The 13378-nt window shown below is 63.3% G+C and carries 15 protein-coding genes and 1 tRNA gene; 7 read left to right on the forward strand and 9 right to left on the reverse strand.

Annotated features, from left to right (window positions below):
* The first annotated feature begins 140 nt into the window (after window positions 1–140).
* From PL79_RS20970 to PL79_RS21000, 7 genes are all read left to right on the forward strand, one after another.
* On the forward strand, window positions 141–2003 hold the full coding sequence (locus PL79_RS20970; protein WP_052664648.1) for a hypothetical protein: 1863 nt from the start codon (window positions 141–143) through the stop codon (window positions 2001–2003).
* 106 nt (window positions 2004–2109) lie between these two features.
* Window positions 2110–2322, forward strand: coding sequence for a hypothetical protein (locus PL79_RS20975; protein WP_044845056.1), 213 nt, complete (start codon window positions 2110–2112; stop codon window positions 2320–2322).
* Complete coding sequence (locus PL79_RS20980; protein ID WP_082088505.1) at window positions 2323–2769, forward strand: hypothetical protein; 447 nt, start codon at window positions 2323–2325, stop codon at window positions 2767–2769.
* Window positions 2766–4745, forward strand: coding sequence for an AAA family ATPase (locus tag PL79_RS20985; protein ID WP_044845057.1), 1980 nt, complete (start codon window positions 2766–2768; stop codon window positions 4743–4745). Before PL79_RS20980 ends, PL79_RS20985 begins: the two co-directional genes overlap by 4 nt.
* A 198-nt stretch (window positions 4746–4943) precedes the next feature.
* Window positions 4944–5372, forward strand: a complete 429-nt coding sequence (locus tag PL79_RS20990; RefSeq protein WP_044845058.1) for a single-stranded DNA-binding protein — start codon at window positions 4944–4946, stop codon at window positions 5370–5372.
* A 76-nt stretch (window positions 5373–5448) separates the two neighbouring features.
* The gene (locus PL79_RS20995) at window positions 5449–5910 is read left to right on the forward strand and encodes a hypothetical protein (protein WP_135801106.1); all 462 of its coding nucleotides are present in this window, start codon (window positions 5449–5451) and stop codon (window positions 5908–5910) included.
* 595 nt (window positions 5911–6505) lie between these two features.
* On the forward strand, window positions 6506–7240 hold the full coding sequence (locus PL79_RS21000) for a hypothetical protein (protein ID WP_044845060.1): 735 nt from the start codon (window positions 6506–6508) through the stop codon (window positions 7238–7240).
* Window positions 7241–7378: 138 nt separating this feature from the next.
* Here PL79_RS21000 and PL79_RS21005 read toward each other — a convergent pair whose 3' ends face one another.
* From PL79_RS21005 to ssuD, 9 genes are all read right to left on the reverse strand, one after another.
* Window positions 7379–7831, reverse strand: coding sequence for a hypothetical protein (locus tag PL79_RS21005; protein WP_044845061.1), 453 nt, complete (start codon window positions 7829–7831; stop codon window positions 7379–7381).
* Window positions 7832–8174: 343 nt separating this feature from the next.
* A tRNA-His gene (locus tag PL79_RS21010) sits at window positions 8175–8250 on the reverse strand.
* A 59-nt stretch (window positions 8251–8309) separates the two neighbouring features.
* Window positions 8310–9296: a tRNA dihydrouridine(20/20a) synthase DusA gene (gene dusA, locus PL79_RS21015; protein WP_044845062.1), complete on the reverse strand. Its 987-nt coding sequence runs from the start codon at window positions 9294–9296 to the stop codon at window positions 8310–8312.
* A gap of 126 nt (window positions 9297–9422) precedes the next feature.
* The gene (locus PL79_RS21020) at window positions 9423–9677 is read right to left on the reverse strand and encodes a hypothetical protein (RefSeq protein WP_044845063.1); all 255 of its coding nucleotides are present in this window, start codon (window positions 9675–9677) and stop codon (window positions 9423–9425) included.
* A gap of 55 nt (window positions 9678–9732) precedes the next feature.
* Entirely contained in the window at window positions 9733–9930 is a 198-nt protein-coding gene (locus PL79_RS21025) for a hypothetical protein (protein ID WP_044845064.1), read from the reverse strand.
* A gap of 141 nt (window positions 9931–10071) precedes the next feature.
* On the reverse strand, window positions 10072–10287 hold the full coding sequence (locus tag PL79_RS21030; RefSeq protein ID WP_006400187.1) for a TOBE domain-containing protein: 216 nt from the start codon (window positions 10285–10287) through the stop codon (window positions 10072–10074).
* A gap of 57 nt (window positions 10288–10344) precedes the next feature.
* Window positions 10345–11304 (reverse strand): ATP-binding cassette domain-containing protein, encoded by a 960-nt coding sequence (locus tag PL79_RS21035; protein ID WP_044845065.1) that lies wholly within the window; start codon window positions 11302–11304, stop codon window positions 10345–10347.
* Complete coding sequence (gene ssuC, locus PL79_RS21040; protein WP_044845066.1) at window positions 11301–12113, reverse strand: aliphatic sulfonate ABC transporter permease SsuC; 813 nt, start codon at window positions 12111–12113, stop codon at window positions 11301–11303. The genes PL79_RS21035 and ssuC overlap by 4 nt, the downstream gene beginning before the upstream one ends.
* A gap of 16 nt (window positions 12114–12129) precedes the next feature.
* The gene (gene ssuD, locus PL79_RS21045; RefSeq protein ID WP_044845067.1) at window positions 12130–13287 is read right to left on the reverse strand and encodes an FMNH2-dependent alkanesulfonate monooxygenase; all 1158 of its coding nucleotides are present in this window, start codon (window positions 13285–13287) and stop codon (window positions 12130–12132) included.
* Between the last annotated feature and the right edge of the window lie 91 nt (window positions 13288–13378).

Genomic DNA, 13378 nt, shown 5'->3' on the forward strand with positions numbered 1-13378 from the left:
CGTGGTTTGCTCCTGCCTAGCTCGACGGAGCGAAGAGCCGGACACCTTCACCGGCCTGGCAGGGGCTCCCAAATTGAAGGTTCGCACGTGAAGGTGTGCGGATGGCAAAACCGAATTGGCCCCACTGGGCAGACCCGGACATGGAGTTCTGGACGCCCGAACAGGCAATCTGCCTGTCGCTGGACATCGACCCGGACCAGCCTGTTCCCGAACATAAGCGCACGCGCTACGCGCAATGGTTGCGCGAGTTGCAAGGTGCCATCAAGGCAAAGTCCGAACACCTGAGGGTGCGAAATGGGGAAATCAGGCGATTTGAATTTGTGTTTTGGGCGAGCCAGTGCAAAGAGTGGCCGGACTTGCCGCCTGAACTGCTGAGTATTGCAGAGCTACCCATTCCAGAGATAGGCGAGCCGCGCCAAGGGCCGCATGCTGCGGACCGGGTTGATACCCGTGACAACCGGTGGCGGAATTTTTCTCTGGAGGATGGTGATGCGCCGGCCATCGACTGTGAGAAATACATTGAAGCGCTCGTCCGCGCGAAATACCAGGACGGTCCCGACCTGGCTCCCGAAGAGAACGACGCCATCCGCGAGGCAAGCGCCGAAGTATTGCGCCAGTCCGTCGAAGGGGCGGCGCGTCAGGGCGTACTGCAACCGCGCGGGCGTGACATGCTGCCTATGCCATCCGGCATCCCAGTGCGCGAGCGGTTCGAGCCATTCAGCAACTTGTACTTTGAGCGTGAGTCGTTCGTTGCGTTCGCGAATGACGCATGGCTCGTTCGTAAAGCCGAGGACGCCCATGCGGCGGAGGGCGTAGGCCTACCCGCAGAGCGAATCACTGTTGAAGACCTGGCGTGGATGATTGCAGTACAGCGTGCCGACCAAGGCATCAATCACGCTCACGGCCTTGACGAGCGGGACGGACTGCGCCGCACAATCGAAATCGCCTTGCATGTACGGGGATGGCCTCCGGAAGGCATTCCCGGCGTTATCCCGCAGATGGCCGAAATGGCTCGAGCCAAACAAATCGCTTTGCACGGTCCTATCGAAGCCGAAGCGCCAGAAGTCCATGAGATTTCAGCTTCCCCGGCTGCCTGGTCGCTTTCTGCCGACGACGCACAAAGGGTGCTGGCTTCCTTGTGTCACTCCGTTCGCCGCTATACGGTCGCGGACGCTGCGGACATTCTTGCCAAGTTGGCTCACCCGAACGATTACATCGCCGAGTACGCGCTGAAGACCTCGCTGATTGCGCGCATGGAAGACGCCATGCAGAAAGACGAGTTAGTTCCGAACGAGCGGCGAAAAGATGGTGAGATGCTGCTGAACGAGTACAGCATCGATGAGTGGTTGGCGCGCGAGAGGATACCAATGCGCCTGAGCCCAACCGCGCAGGCAAATCACGAGCAGGCCGAGATGGAAGCCGCGGGCCGGCGCCTGATTGATGATGTGGTCGGGATCCTCTCCAAGGAGACACGCACCGAGGCGGCGCGCTGGGAGTCCACGCTCGTGACCGAAATCAGGGGCGGCGCGCTGCCATTGAAGAACCCTCGCGACCTCGGGGACTTCCTGCCCTATGCGGTTCCGAAGAATCTCCGCACGTTCTATGACCGTGTGAACGTCGCCGACGTCAATAAGCTGCTCGACGCGCATCCCGAATGGCGGGTGACTTATCGCTTTCCAGTTGAGGCGCCACCGACATTGCAAGAAGAACTAGATAGCCGATTTAACAGCGCGCGTGCTGTCAACTCCACGAAACACTCCCTTGGAACGCGCAGCAATCCGCTTAAGGCAGTCATCGATAAGGCAAAGTCCTTGGCGGCAAACCCGAGCGATACCCATTCGGTTTGGGCGGCGCTCTCGAAATTGGCGCAGGAGAACAACCGGCCGGCTCCGTTGCTGGGCTATGCCGAGGCCGAGGGCGTCAAGTGGGACGATAATGGGACCGTCAAATTCTTCACAAAGAAGAACCTCACCGACCGCCTGAGGCGCGCGAACACTCGCTAATGCGCGCCAAGGCGCGCTAAGGCGCGCGCCTATCGGATAACGCAAAGACACGCCAAAAAATCCGTATCACCTCAATTCAACGCCACCCGGCGGGAAGGTGATACACATGACCACGCAGCAAGTTACGGCGGCGCCAGCGGCCCGCCAATTCATCACGACCGAAGAACTCGCGTCGGCGCTGTCTCTGCGCCCGCAGAGCATCCGCAAGCGCTATATGGAGACCGGCTCCTATCACGGCGTGAGACCTGTCAAACTGCCGAATCGCTTTCTCGCGTGGCCGGTGGATGCGGTCGAGCGGCTGATGCGCGCGGAGGCGTAAATGGAAAAGAAAAACGCCCAATCCAGCAAAGCCGAATCGAGCGCGAACGAACATCGCAATTCTAACGGAGCCCTGCCTACACGCGTCAATACCGTCACAGCGTCGTTTCTGGCTGAACTGCTGGAAGGCAATGCACTGACAGGTATGGAGGCCGTGTTTCGCCAATCGACAACGAGAGCCGCCGCATGGGTACATTACCTTGAAGGCAAATACGGTTGGACCATCGAACGCCGTGAAATTGCAGACGGCACGAACGACGGCCGCATCTCGTGGGTAACGCGCTACTGGCTCAGTGACGAATCCCGTGAGGCCGCGTTTGCCGCTGGCGCACGTGGATGGATTGACCGGGTGCAAGCCGCCGTCAGCAAGCGACGTGCGAATGCCGACGAGGTGAAAGCCCTGGCCGCTCGCATCAATGCACGGCGTGACATGCGAGGTGCCGCATGATGAATGGTCACGACGCCGCGCGCGCACGTGACGCCCTGTTCTCGCTCGATGCCGGGTGCCCGCGCAGTGAGTGGGTGAGCGCCGGCATGGCAGCGAAGGCAGCCGGCCTGTCCGAGGCTGATTTCCTCGAGTGGTCAGCGACCGGCGCCAATTTCGCTGGCGAACGTGACGCAAAGTCCGCCTGGAAGAGCTTTAAGCAGGATGGCGGTATTGGTCCGGCAACGCTGTTCAGAATGGCGATGGATGCCGGCTGGCGTGATATGCACCCGCGCAACGTCACGCCGGCGGCGCGCGTACCGGTCGCGAAGCCGACGAACGTCGACACGCCCCGGAAGCCGCGCACCGACCTGGCCGCGACGTTCGACAGCTATCCGGCCGCAAGCGCCGACCATCCCTACATCGTTGCGAAACGCGGCACGCCGGACGGCCTACGCGTGGTACCGAAAGACGACACGCTCACCATAGGCGGCCAACGCGTCGCCGGCTGGCTGGCGGTGCCGGTTCGCTCGTTCGACGGCATGCTCTGCACGGTCCAATTCGTTCCGCCGCCGGGTGCCGGGAAGAAGCTCAACGCACCAGGCGCGTCGTTCAACGATGGCTTGTTCATGGTCGGCGACATTACACCGGATGGAACGCTATACGTATGTGAGGGCATCGGCCAAGCATGGGCTTGCGCCAAGGCCGACTACCACGCCGCCGCGATGGTTACGTTCGGCTCTGGCCGCACTCGCCCCATCGCGAAGGTGCTGCACAAGCGGTTTCCGGCGGCGCGCATCGTCATCGTGCCGGACCGCGGCAAAGAGGCGGACGCCGAAGCCATCGCACGCGAACTTACCGGCGCGTGGGTCGAAATGCCCTCCGACAAGCCGGCGAACTATGACGCGAACGACTACGAGGCCGAGCACGGCATCGACGCACTGGCGGATCTTCTCCGCGCCGCCAAGACACCGCCGATGCGGTATCGGCTCCAATCGGCCGACGACTTGCTCACCGCGCCGCCGCTTCGCTGGCTGGTTCAGGGCGTATTGCCCGCCTCTGGGTTCGCTGCCGTCTATGGCCCGTCGGGTTCCGGGAAATCATTTCTGGTGCTCGACCTCTGCGCGGCTGTCGCGGCGGGCGCTGATTGGTTCGGGCGGCGCTCGAGCGCAGTTCCCGTTACCTACGTATGTCTCGAAGGCGAAGCCGGCCTTGGCAAGCGGGCGAAGGCATGGAGCATCCGCAAGCAACTCAATCTGCCGGGGCGCCTCCGGTTCGTCACTCAGCCGCTCGACCTGCGGCAGTCCGAAGACGTTGCCGACCTGTGCGCGGCGGTACTGTCGGCGGGTGGCCGCGACGGGCTGCTCGTCATCGACACGCTGAACCGTGCAGCGCCAGGCACTGACGAGAACTCCAGCGTCGACATGGGTCATCTCATTGAGGCGTGCAAGGAAGCGCAGCGCCGGCTCGGCGGCGTGGTGCTGCTCGTCCATCACACCGGCAAGGATGGCACGAAGGGGCTCCGCGGTCATAGCAGCCTGTATGCCGCGCTCGACGCCGCCATCGAGGTTTCACGCAATGACGGGCGCCGGGAATGGAGCGTTGCCAAGAGCAAGGACGACGCCGACGGTGGGCGCAATGCGTTCGCTCTGCGCGTGGTGGAACTGGGCGACGACGAGCACGGCGAACCGGTTACCTCGTGCGTTGTCGAGCCCGACGAGAGCACCAAGGAGGTAGCGCGCGTGAAGCTTCCGCAAGGTGGCAACCAGCGCATCGCATTAGACGCCCTCGCCGAACCTCTGCGCCAGTCCCAGGACTTCGGTAAAGGCGACGCGCCACCGACGCACCCTTGCATCGAAATCGAGGCGGCTGTCCGGTTGGTGGCGTCAAGCCTGACCTGCGAGCCACGAAAGCGAAACGAGCGTGCCAGGGCGGCCGTGACCGGCCTTGTAGCGAACGGAATCTATGGCTCCAAGGACGGCTGGCTATGGCGCAAGTAACCCACCTTCCCGCCCATCCCGGAGTCCGTCCCGTTCCCGCCCGTATCTATATATACGGAGCGGGAGAAAACGGGACCCAGAAACTCCCGAAACGGGACAAAACGGGACATTTCGGGAATCAAAACCGCGAAGGATCCGCACTAGCGCGGACGTGTATCGATAACTTGGGCGACGATAGCTGCCTACTGGAGGTGAAAGATGATTGACGGTCTGGTAAGTGGGAAGCTGTACGGGACGGCGGCAAGCCGGACGGGTCAAAGCGGCACGCAGTTTGTGACCGCCAAGGTGCGCGCTGCCGTGGGCGACGGCGAAGCGCTGTTCGTGAACGTGATTGCGTTCGCGGACGACGCGCAATCTGCCCTACTCGCGCTCAATGACGGCGATTCCGTGGCACTGGCCGGTTCCCTGACGCCGAAGGTATGGACCGACAAGCACGGTAACGCAAAGCCGGCGCTCGACATGGTGGCGCACGCGGTGCTGACCGCCTATCACGTGAAGCGCAAGCGCGCCGCCGTGCAGGGCGACGGTAACGGAACCGAGCGTACCGGCCGCCGACCGGCGAACGGCGCCGACCAGGCGAAGCAGATGTATGGCAACGGGCCTGACGACATGCAGGATGACCTGTAACACCGCCTCTAAAGTAGAGAGAAATAGTGAAAACCCGAGCGCTTTTCGCGCTTACACGATAGTAAGGAGAACTCTGATGACGCTCCCCGCATCGCCCCCGATGTCCATGTCGCAAATCGCAACCGAACTTGGCCGCACCTTGCCGCTCTCGCTGCTCGATTCAGGGGTGCTCGCGCTGGCCGGTAAGAGCGGCGCACCGGTCAGCTTCAGCGATTTGTTCGGCAAGACCGGACGCTTCGATGGAGCCTTGACGGGTCAAGGCAGCGGATCTCTCGTCTTCGTGAATTTCCCGGCATCGACACCGTTTTTTGACATTGCTCTGGTTTCGCTGGTACAGGACGCAACGCCGCACACGGTTCTGACGACTTCGGCTGCATCGGCATATTGGTCCGGGAACATAATGGCCATCAACAACACGACGGGCGTCAGCGTTGTCATGCCCAAATTCAGCGCAACGCAATGGGTAGCATCATCGGCACCCGCGAACCTGATACGAAGCGGCCATACCGACAGCTTCACGATATTGCCCTCCGCCTAATAGGGCGGGAAGATGGCCCGATTGCCTTGACTGAGAACAGACCAAAAACAGGCGGCGCGCTGTCTGCTTCAACAGCCGAAAAACAGGCGGCGCGTTTAGCTGGTAACAGCCAAAAAACAGCCAAACAGCGAATGCTTTGAAATCAATCAAAGGAAATCAAACGCCAGACAGAGTCAGCCTGCAAAATGCTTGCAGAATCATCTGGTTGGCACGACGGGACGGAATCATTCTCGGACCAATACGTGCGCGCGCGAGGGGCATGCATTTCTTGAGTCCATAAAAAGGCCTCGAGTATTCGGACCAATACGCGCGTGCGCGCGCGAGGCGCATGGACGGCCACGGTAAGTTATCGGTAAAAAACCGGTCGATACCGTGGCAGCGCCAAAAGGAAATGGCTGAAATTGGCGCCGAACTTACGGCCCGCTACGGGAAGCTACCCGCTGCTACCCGAATTCGCGAAGCGATACGCGCGCGTGCGCGTGAGACCCAGGCTTGTGTTTTCTTGCAGAACCCGCAGATTCCAGCATCTGATTTTCTAGTTTTTTCCTAGTATGAATTACTGCCGCTCTGGCAGTTAATTAAAAATGGGGACGCTATGAAAATCAGAACCGCGATTGGGGTGGCCGTGACTACCTTTTTGGCAGCGTGCGGCGGTGGCGATGGCGGAGGAAGTGGCAGCACGTCCGCGCCGGTCCAGAATCAGGACTCGCAGGGCTTCTGGCAGGGAACCACAAGCAACGGCCGGAACGTCTCCGCTCTCGTGCTCGAAACGGGGCAATATTTCGCAGTGTATTCGACCAACGGCGTTGTGGACGGGATGTTCGAAGGCACCTTCTCGACAAGCGGCAACACAATCACCGATAAGTCATCGTTGGACTTTGCGATTGGCGTTGGTGTAATTCCCGCCTCCATTACCGGCTCCGTCACTACGAAGCAGTCCATCAACGGCACGGTCAGCGAATCGAACAACTCGGTGACGTTCAGCGGCAACTACAACACGGCGTATGACACGCCCGCCACGCTCTCACAGGCCGTCGGCACCTGGTCAGGACACTCCAGTGGCACAACCGTCGCCACGAGCTTGACCGTCACGTCGTCCGGCTCTTTCACGGGGACCAGTGGAACCTGCACGTTCAGCGGCTCGGTCGCGCCGCGCGCCACCGGGAAGGCCGTGTTCGATGGCACCGTCACGTTCAATGACGCTTCGTGTCAGCTAGGCGCGGGCACGTCGCTTGGATTTGAGGCCGTGGTCTCCGGTACGCAGCTAATCGCGGCAGGTGTCAATTCGTCGAGAACGAATGGCTTCATTTTCATCGGCGCCAAAAGTTGACCGATGGAGCGGTGGGCTTTCGGGTCCACCTCTCTGCCGCGAGCGCGCCTCGCGTGCAAGTGAATCCGCGTCTTGCTGACGATGGAGAGAATGAGGCCGGTGCGCGCCAGATGAATGCCGCACGCTGGGGCGTATCGGTCAGCCCTGCTTCTTGTTGCGGAACCCGCGGCGAACCCATCCGACCGCGAGGAAGAGCGCGCCGACTGTTCCGCTCACCCAGCCAACTATCGAAACCGACGCCCCAAAGGCGGCACGCTTTGCCGTTGCTACCGCATCGGCGCGCTGTTGAGCCTGTTTCTGAGCAAACTGCTCCCGAGGCCCATCGGTGCCCGCGCAGAGTCCTGCAAACGGGTCAACCTGATTCGCGCCTGCTGGTTGCTGCGCGAGGTATTCGTCAAACGGTGAACTGTCTGCCGGTGCGGCCTTTGGAGCGACTGATTCACGCCGGCAATTGTCGTAGAGGTTGAGCGCGTTCTCGTAATCGGTATTGGCGCGCTGCTCAGCGTAGCGGACGTTGTCCACGTACACCCAGCCAGCCAACGCGCCCGCTGCCACCGTCAAGACCACCCAAATACGAGTCCAGCCGCCCATGTTGGCCCCTTCGCGTCATTCGTGTTTTACGGGGATGGTAGCGGATGGCGAGCGGGTTGCGTCGATAGCATGGGCGAACTCTCCGACGTTAGAGAAGAGTCATGCGGGCACGCGAAACTGTCCGACGTTGCCGACCTTGAATTGATGGCTGGAAATGTGAAAGAGCCGCATATTGCTCCACAACGTCGACTGCTCATGGGTGCACGCGCAACGACAGGGATGGGAGAGCCAGGCCGAGGGGGGCGCTCATCCGAATTGACCGGAAATGCCTACATGGTGCCTACACGGACGCCAGAAAGCAAAAAGCCCAGTCGCAATGACTGGGCTAAGTGCTTGAATTTGTTGGGGTGGCTGATGGGACTCGAACCCACGACAACAGGAATCACAATCCTGGACTCTACCAACTGAGCTACAGCCACCACTGATACTGCTTTGTTTCTTCGCTGTTTCGTTTCGTGTTCAGCAGCGAAGAACAAGATTATACGAAGACTTTTCCGTCTTGCAAAGCATTTTTTTCAAAAATTTCTTCGGCGTCGTTCAGATGCGTGCGCGCCTCGTCGAACACGGCCAGATCGCCGCGCGCGAGCTTCTTGTTGTCGGACAGCACACGACGCCAGCCGCGCGCACCCGCGACGCCACGATAGAGCCCGAGAGCATGCCGCACGATCGCGCCGAGATACGTGCCGCGCTTCAGTTCCGCCGCGCAGTATTCGATCAGTTTCGCCTCGGCCTCTTCGCGCGTCGGCACCGCCGCAGTCGAGCCGTAGAAGCGCGCATCGACACCCGCGAGCACATACGGGTTGTGATAAGCCTCGCGGCCGAGCATCACGCCGTCCACGTGCTCGAGATGCTGCGCGACTTCGTCGAGCGTCTTGATCCCGCCGTTGATCACGATCTCCAGCGACGGGAAATCGCGCTTCAGTTGATACGCATAGTCGTACTTGAGCGGCGGGATCTCGCGGTTCTCCTTCGGCGACAGCCCCTTCAGGATCGCATTGCGCGCGTGCACCACGAACGTTTCGCAGCCGGCCTCCGCCACCGTGCCGACGAAGTCCCGCACGAACGCATAATCCTCGACCGCGTCGACACCGATCCGGTGCTTGACCGTGACCGGCACCGACACCGCATCGCGCATCGCCTTCACGCAGTCGGCAACGAGTTGCGGCTCGTTCATCAGGCACGCGCCGAACGCACCGCGCTGCACGCGCTCGGACGGACAGCCGCAATTCAGGTTGATCTCGTCGTAGCCCCACTGCTCGCCGAGTTTCGCGGCGCGCGCGAGATCGTCCCGTTCGCTGCCGCCCAGTTGCAGCGCGACCGGCGATTCGTTCGGCGTGAACGCGAGATGCCGCTGGGCGTCGCCGAACAGCAGCGCGCCCGTCGTGATCATTTCCGTATACAGCCACGTGTCGCGCGTCAGCGTGCGATGGAACGACCGGCAATGACGGTCGGTCCAGTCGAGCATGGGCGCCACGGAAACGCGGCGGGGAGGAAGCGAGGACGGTACGGACATGGAATTCGGGGCAGCAAGCGGCGCGGGAAACAACCCGACATTTTACCGCAACGCGACCAGGCCGGCCCGGCAGCCTGCCTAGACCGGCCCGCCGTCGCCCAGTTCGGCGTCGACGGCCCGCCGCGCCTCGTCAAGTACGCGCTCGATCACGCGCCGTTCGGTCAGCAGCATCCCGTCGACTTTCACGAGCCGCCAGTCGATCCGCACGGCCGAGCCCTGCAGCACGCGGTAGTGCGCATGCTCGCCGTCCCACACCTGCTCGGTCTTCACCTCGATCTCGTAGCCGCGGTACGGCTCGCTGAAATCGCCGAGATCGCTGCCTCTCGGTTCCATCGCTCGCTCCGTGGCGACACGGCGCCAGGCCGCCGCGGCGGCCGGCGCCGTGCGCTCAATCGTATTCGTTGGACAAAACGGATTTGCCATCGGCGGTCAGGTCGACACGGTCGGCCGCCGCCTGATAGATCAGCCCTTCGTTCAGCAACGCATAGACGACGTCGTCGAACGCGGCAGGGACCGGCCGGCTGTCGCCGAACTGGTCGATCCACTTCAGCGCCACGATGGCTTCGGGAGAAAGGATGGGGGTCATGCGTTGGCCTCCGGCGTCGGTGTCGTTCCATCCTAGCACTTCGTCCTGACGCCGAATACCGAGGCAAACGCTCGACCATGAAACAAGGGCGCCGCGAACGGCCAGACGGCCCGCCCGCGGCGCCCTGCACCGGAAACGCGCTCAAAGGCGCGCGATCGACACCTCGGTGGATTTCACGAGCGCGACGACTTCCGCGCCGACCTTCAGTTCGAGTTCGTCGACCGAACGCGTCGTGATCACCGACGTGACGATGCCGAACGGCGTCTCGACGTCGACCTCGGACACCACGGGCCCGCGAATGATCTCCTTCACCTTGCCTTTGAACTGGTTACGCACGTTGATTGCAGTGATGCTCATCGGGTTGATCGCTCCGAAGAAAAAAGTCTGAGAACGGGCGGCCGGTGCCGCCCGGATTTAAACGGCCCAGCGAATCTGCCCGACCGGTCGTACGTGCTCCACCTCAGGCACCGCACCCTGCTCGCCCGCGCCCGGCCCGCCGGCGAGTACGCGTTGCAGCACACGGTCTTCCAGCGCCGCGAATGCGGCCGACGCGCGCGCACGCGGCCGGTCGAGCGGAACGGACTGATCGAGGGCGACGCGCCCTTGCTCGATCAGCAGGATCCGGTCGCCGAGCGCGACGGCTTCCTGCACGTCGTGCGTGACGAGCAGCGCGGTGAACCGATGCTCGCGCCACAAGCGCTCGATCAGCGCATGCATCTCGATGCGGGTCAGCGCGTCGAGCGCACCGAGCGGCTCGTCGAGCAGCAGCAATTGCGGCCGGTGCACGAGCGCGCGGGCGAGCGCGACGCGCTGCCGCTGGCCGCCCGACAACTGGGCGGGCCAGTCATTCGCGCGCTCGAGCAGCCCGACTTCGTCGAGCACCGCGCGCGCCTGATCGCGTGCCCCGCGGCCCAGGCCCAGCATCACGTTCTGCAGCACGGTCTTCCACGGCAGCAGTCGCGCATCCTGGTACATGATCCGGGTGTCGAGCGTGCCGCCACCCTCGCCGCGCGTCACGAGCGCACCGCTGCTCGGCGCCTCGAGCCCCGCGACGAGACGCAGCAGCGTGGATTTTCCGCAGCCGCTGCGGCCGACGATCGCGACGAAGCTGCCGCGCGCGATGCCGAGTTCGACGTTGTCGAGCACGGTGCGCGTGCCGAAGCGCTTGCTGACGCCCGACAGCGTCACCGCGTCGTCGGCTGCCGGGCTGCCCGCGCGCCGCCGCGCGAGCGGAACGACGGATGCACCGCCGTCACGATCGAGAATCGCCGCATCGCGTGCGTCGTCGTCCGTCACGCGTGCCTGTACCAGTTCGGCCTCGAGGTCTGCGCCGGCGAGCGGGCCGTAGGCGGCCGCCGAAGTCGTCGCATTCATGCCTTTGCTCCTGATTGATAAGCGGGGTGCCAGCGCAGCGTCACGCGCTCGATCCATTTCGCCAGCACATCGGCCAGCTTGCCGAGCACCGCATACAGCAGGATGCCGACCACCACCACATCGGTTTGCAGGAATTCGCGCGCGTTCATCGTCATGTAGCCGATGCCCGATTGCGCGGAGATCGTTTCCGCGACGATCAGCATCACCCACATCAGCCCGAGCGCGAAGCGCACGCCGACGAGAATCGAAGGCAATGCGCCGGGCAGGATCACGTCGCGATACAGCGCGAAACCGCGCACGCCATAGCTCTTCGCCATCTCGATCAGGTTCGCGTCGACCGAGCGGATCCCGTGATACGTATTGATGTAAACCGGGAAGAACACGCCGAGCGAAACGAGGAACAGCTTCGCCTTCTCGTCGATGCCGAACCACAGGATCACGAGCGGAATCATCGCGAGCGCGGGGATGTTGCGGATCATCTGGATCGTCGAATCGAGCGCGACCTCCGCCGCTTTCGACAGGCCGGTCGCGAGCCCGAGCGCGAGACCCACGCCGCCGCCGATCGCGAAGCCGAACAGCGCGCGCCAGGTACTGACCTTCACGTTCGCCCACATCTCGCCCGACGTCACGAGCGACCACGCGGCACGCACGACCGCCAGCGGCTCGGGCAGCACGCGGGTCGACAGCCAGCCGACGCGCGCGCCGACCTCCCATGCGGCCAGCAGCGCGAGCGGCACGAGCCACGGCGCGATGCCGCGCCAGGCGCGGGCGGCCACGGCGGCACCCGTCGTCGACGTTTTCGTTGTCATCGCAGGCCTCCTTCGTTCAGCTCTGGCTCGCCTTCGGCAGGTAGTTGTTGCCGACGATCTCGCCGAACGGCCCCGACAGCGGGCCGGACGGACGCGCCGCGCCCTTGCCCTTGATCAGCGGGAACACGAGCTCGGCGAAGCGGTACGACTCCTCGAGGTGCGGATAGCCGGACAGGATGAACGTCTCGATGCCGAGATCCGCGTATTCGCGCATGCGTTCCGCGACCTGCTCGGGGTTGCCGACGAGCGCGGTACCCGCGCCGCCGCGCACGAGACCGACACCGGCCCACAGGTTCGGATACACCTCGAGCGCCTCGCGGCCGCCGCGCTTGCCGCCGTGCAGCGCGGCCATCCGGCGCTGGCCTTCCGAATCCATGTTCGCGAATGCCTGCTGCGCGCGGGCGATCGTCTCGTCGTCGAGACGGCTGATCAGGCGGTCGGCATCGCGCCACGCCTCGTCCTCGGTCTCGCGCACGATCACGTGCAGGCGGATGCCGAACTTGATCTTGCGGCCGCGCGCCTCGGCGCGGGCGCGGATGTCGGCGATCTTCTTCGCGACGGCCTCGGGCGGCTCGCCCCAGGTCAGGTAGGTGTCGATGTGATCCGCGGCGATCGCGTGCGCGGCCGGCGACGATCCGCCGAACCACAGCGGCGGATGCGGGCGCTGCACGGGCGGATACAGCGCCTTGCCGCCCTTCGACTGAAGGTGCTTGCCGATGTAGTCGAAGCCGCCGTTATCGTGCGAGGCGGACAGCAGTCCGCGCCAGATGTTCAGGAAGTCGTCGGTGATTTCGTAGCGCGTATCGTGATCCGCGAACAGCCCGTCGCCTTCGAGTTCGGCGGCATCGCCGCCCGTCACGACGTTGATCAGCAGGCGGCCGCCCGACAGGCGGTCGAACGTCGCGGCCATCCGCGCCGCGAGACCGGGCGATGCGATGCCGGGACGCACGGCGACCAGGAACTTCAGACGCTGCGTCGCCGGAATCAGGCTCGACGCAACGACCCACGCATCCTCGCAGGAACGGCCGGTCGGCAGCAGCACGCCTTCGTAGCCGAGCGTGTCGGCCGCGACGGCGATCTGCTTGAAATAATCGTAATCCGCGGCGCGCGCGCCTTCGGCGGTGCCGAGATAACGGCTGTCGCCGTGCGTGGGAATAAACCAGAAAACATTCATCTGCTGCTCCTGCTTGACTGTCCTTGCCGGAATCTGGATAAAACGAAGCCCTGCTCGCGTCGCGAATCAGCGACGCATGCATGGTGTGCAT

Origin of the sequence: Burkholderia sp. USMB20, assembly GCF_000949135.2 — a bacterium.
In the GTDB taxonomy this organism is placed as follows: domain Bacteria; phylum Pseudomonadota; class Gammaproteobacteria; order Burkholderiales; family Burkholderiaceae; genus Burkholderia.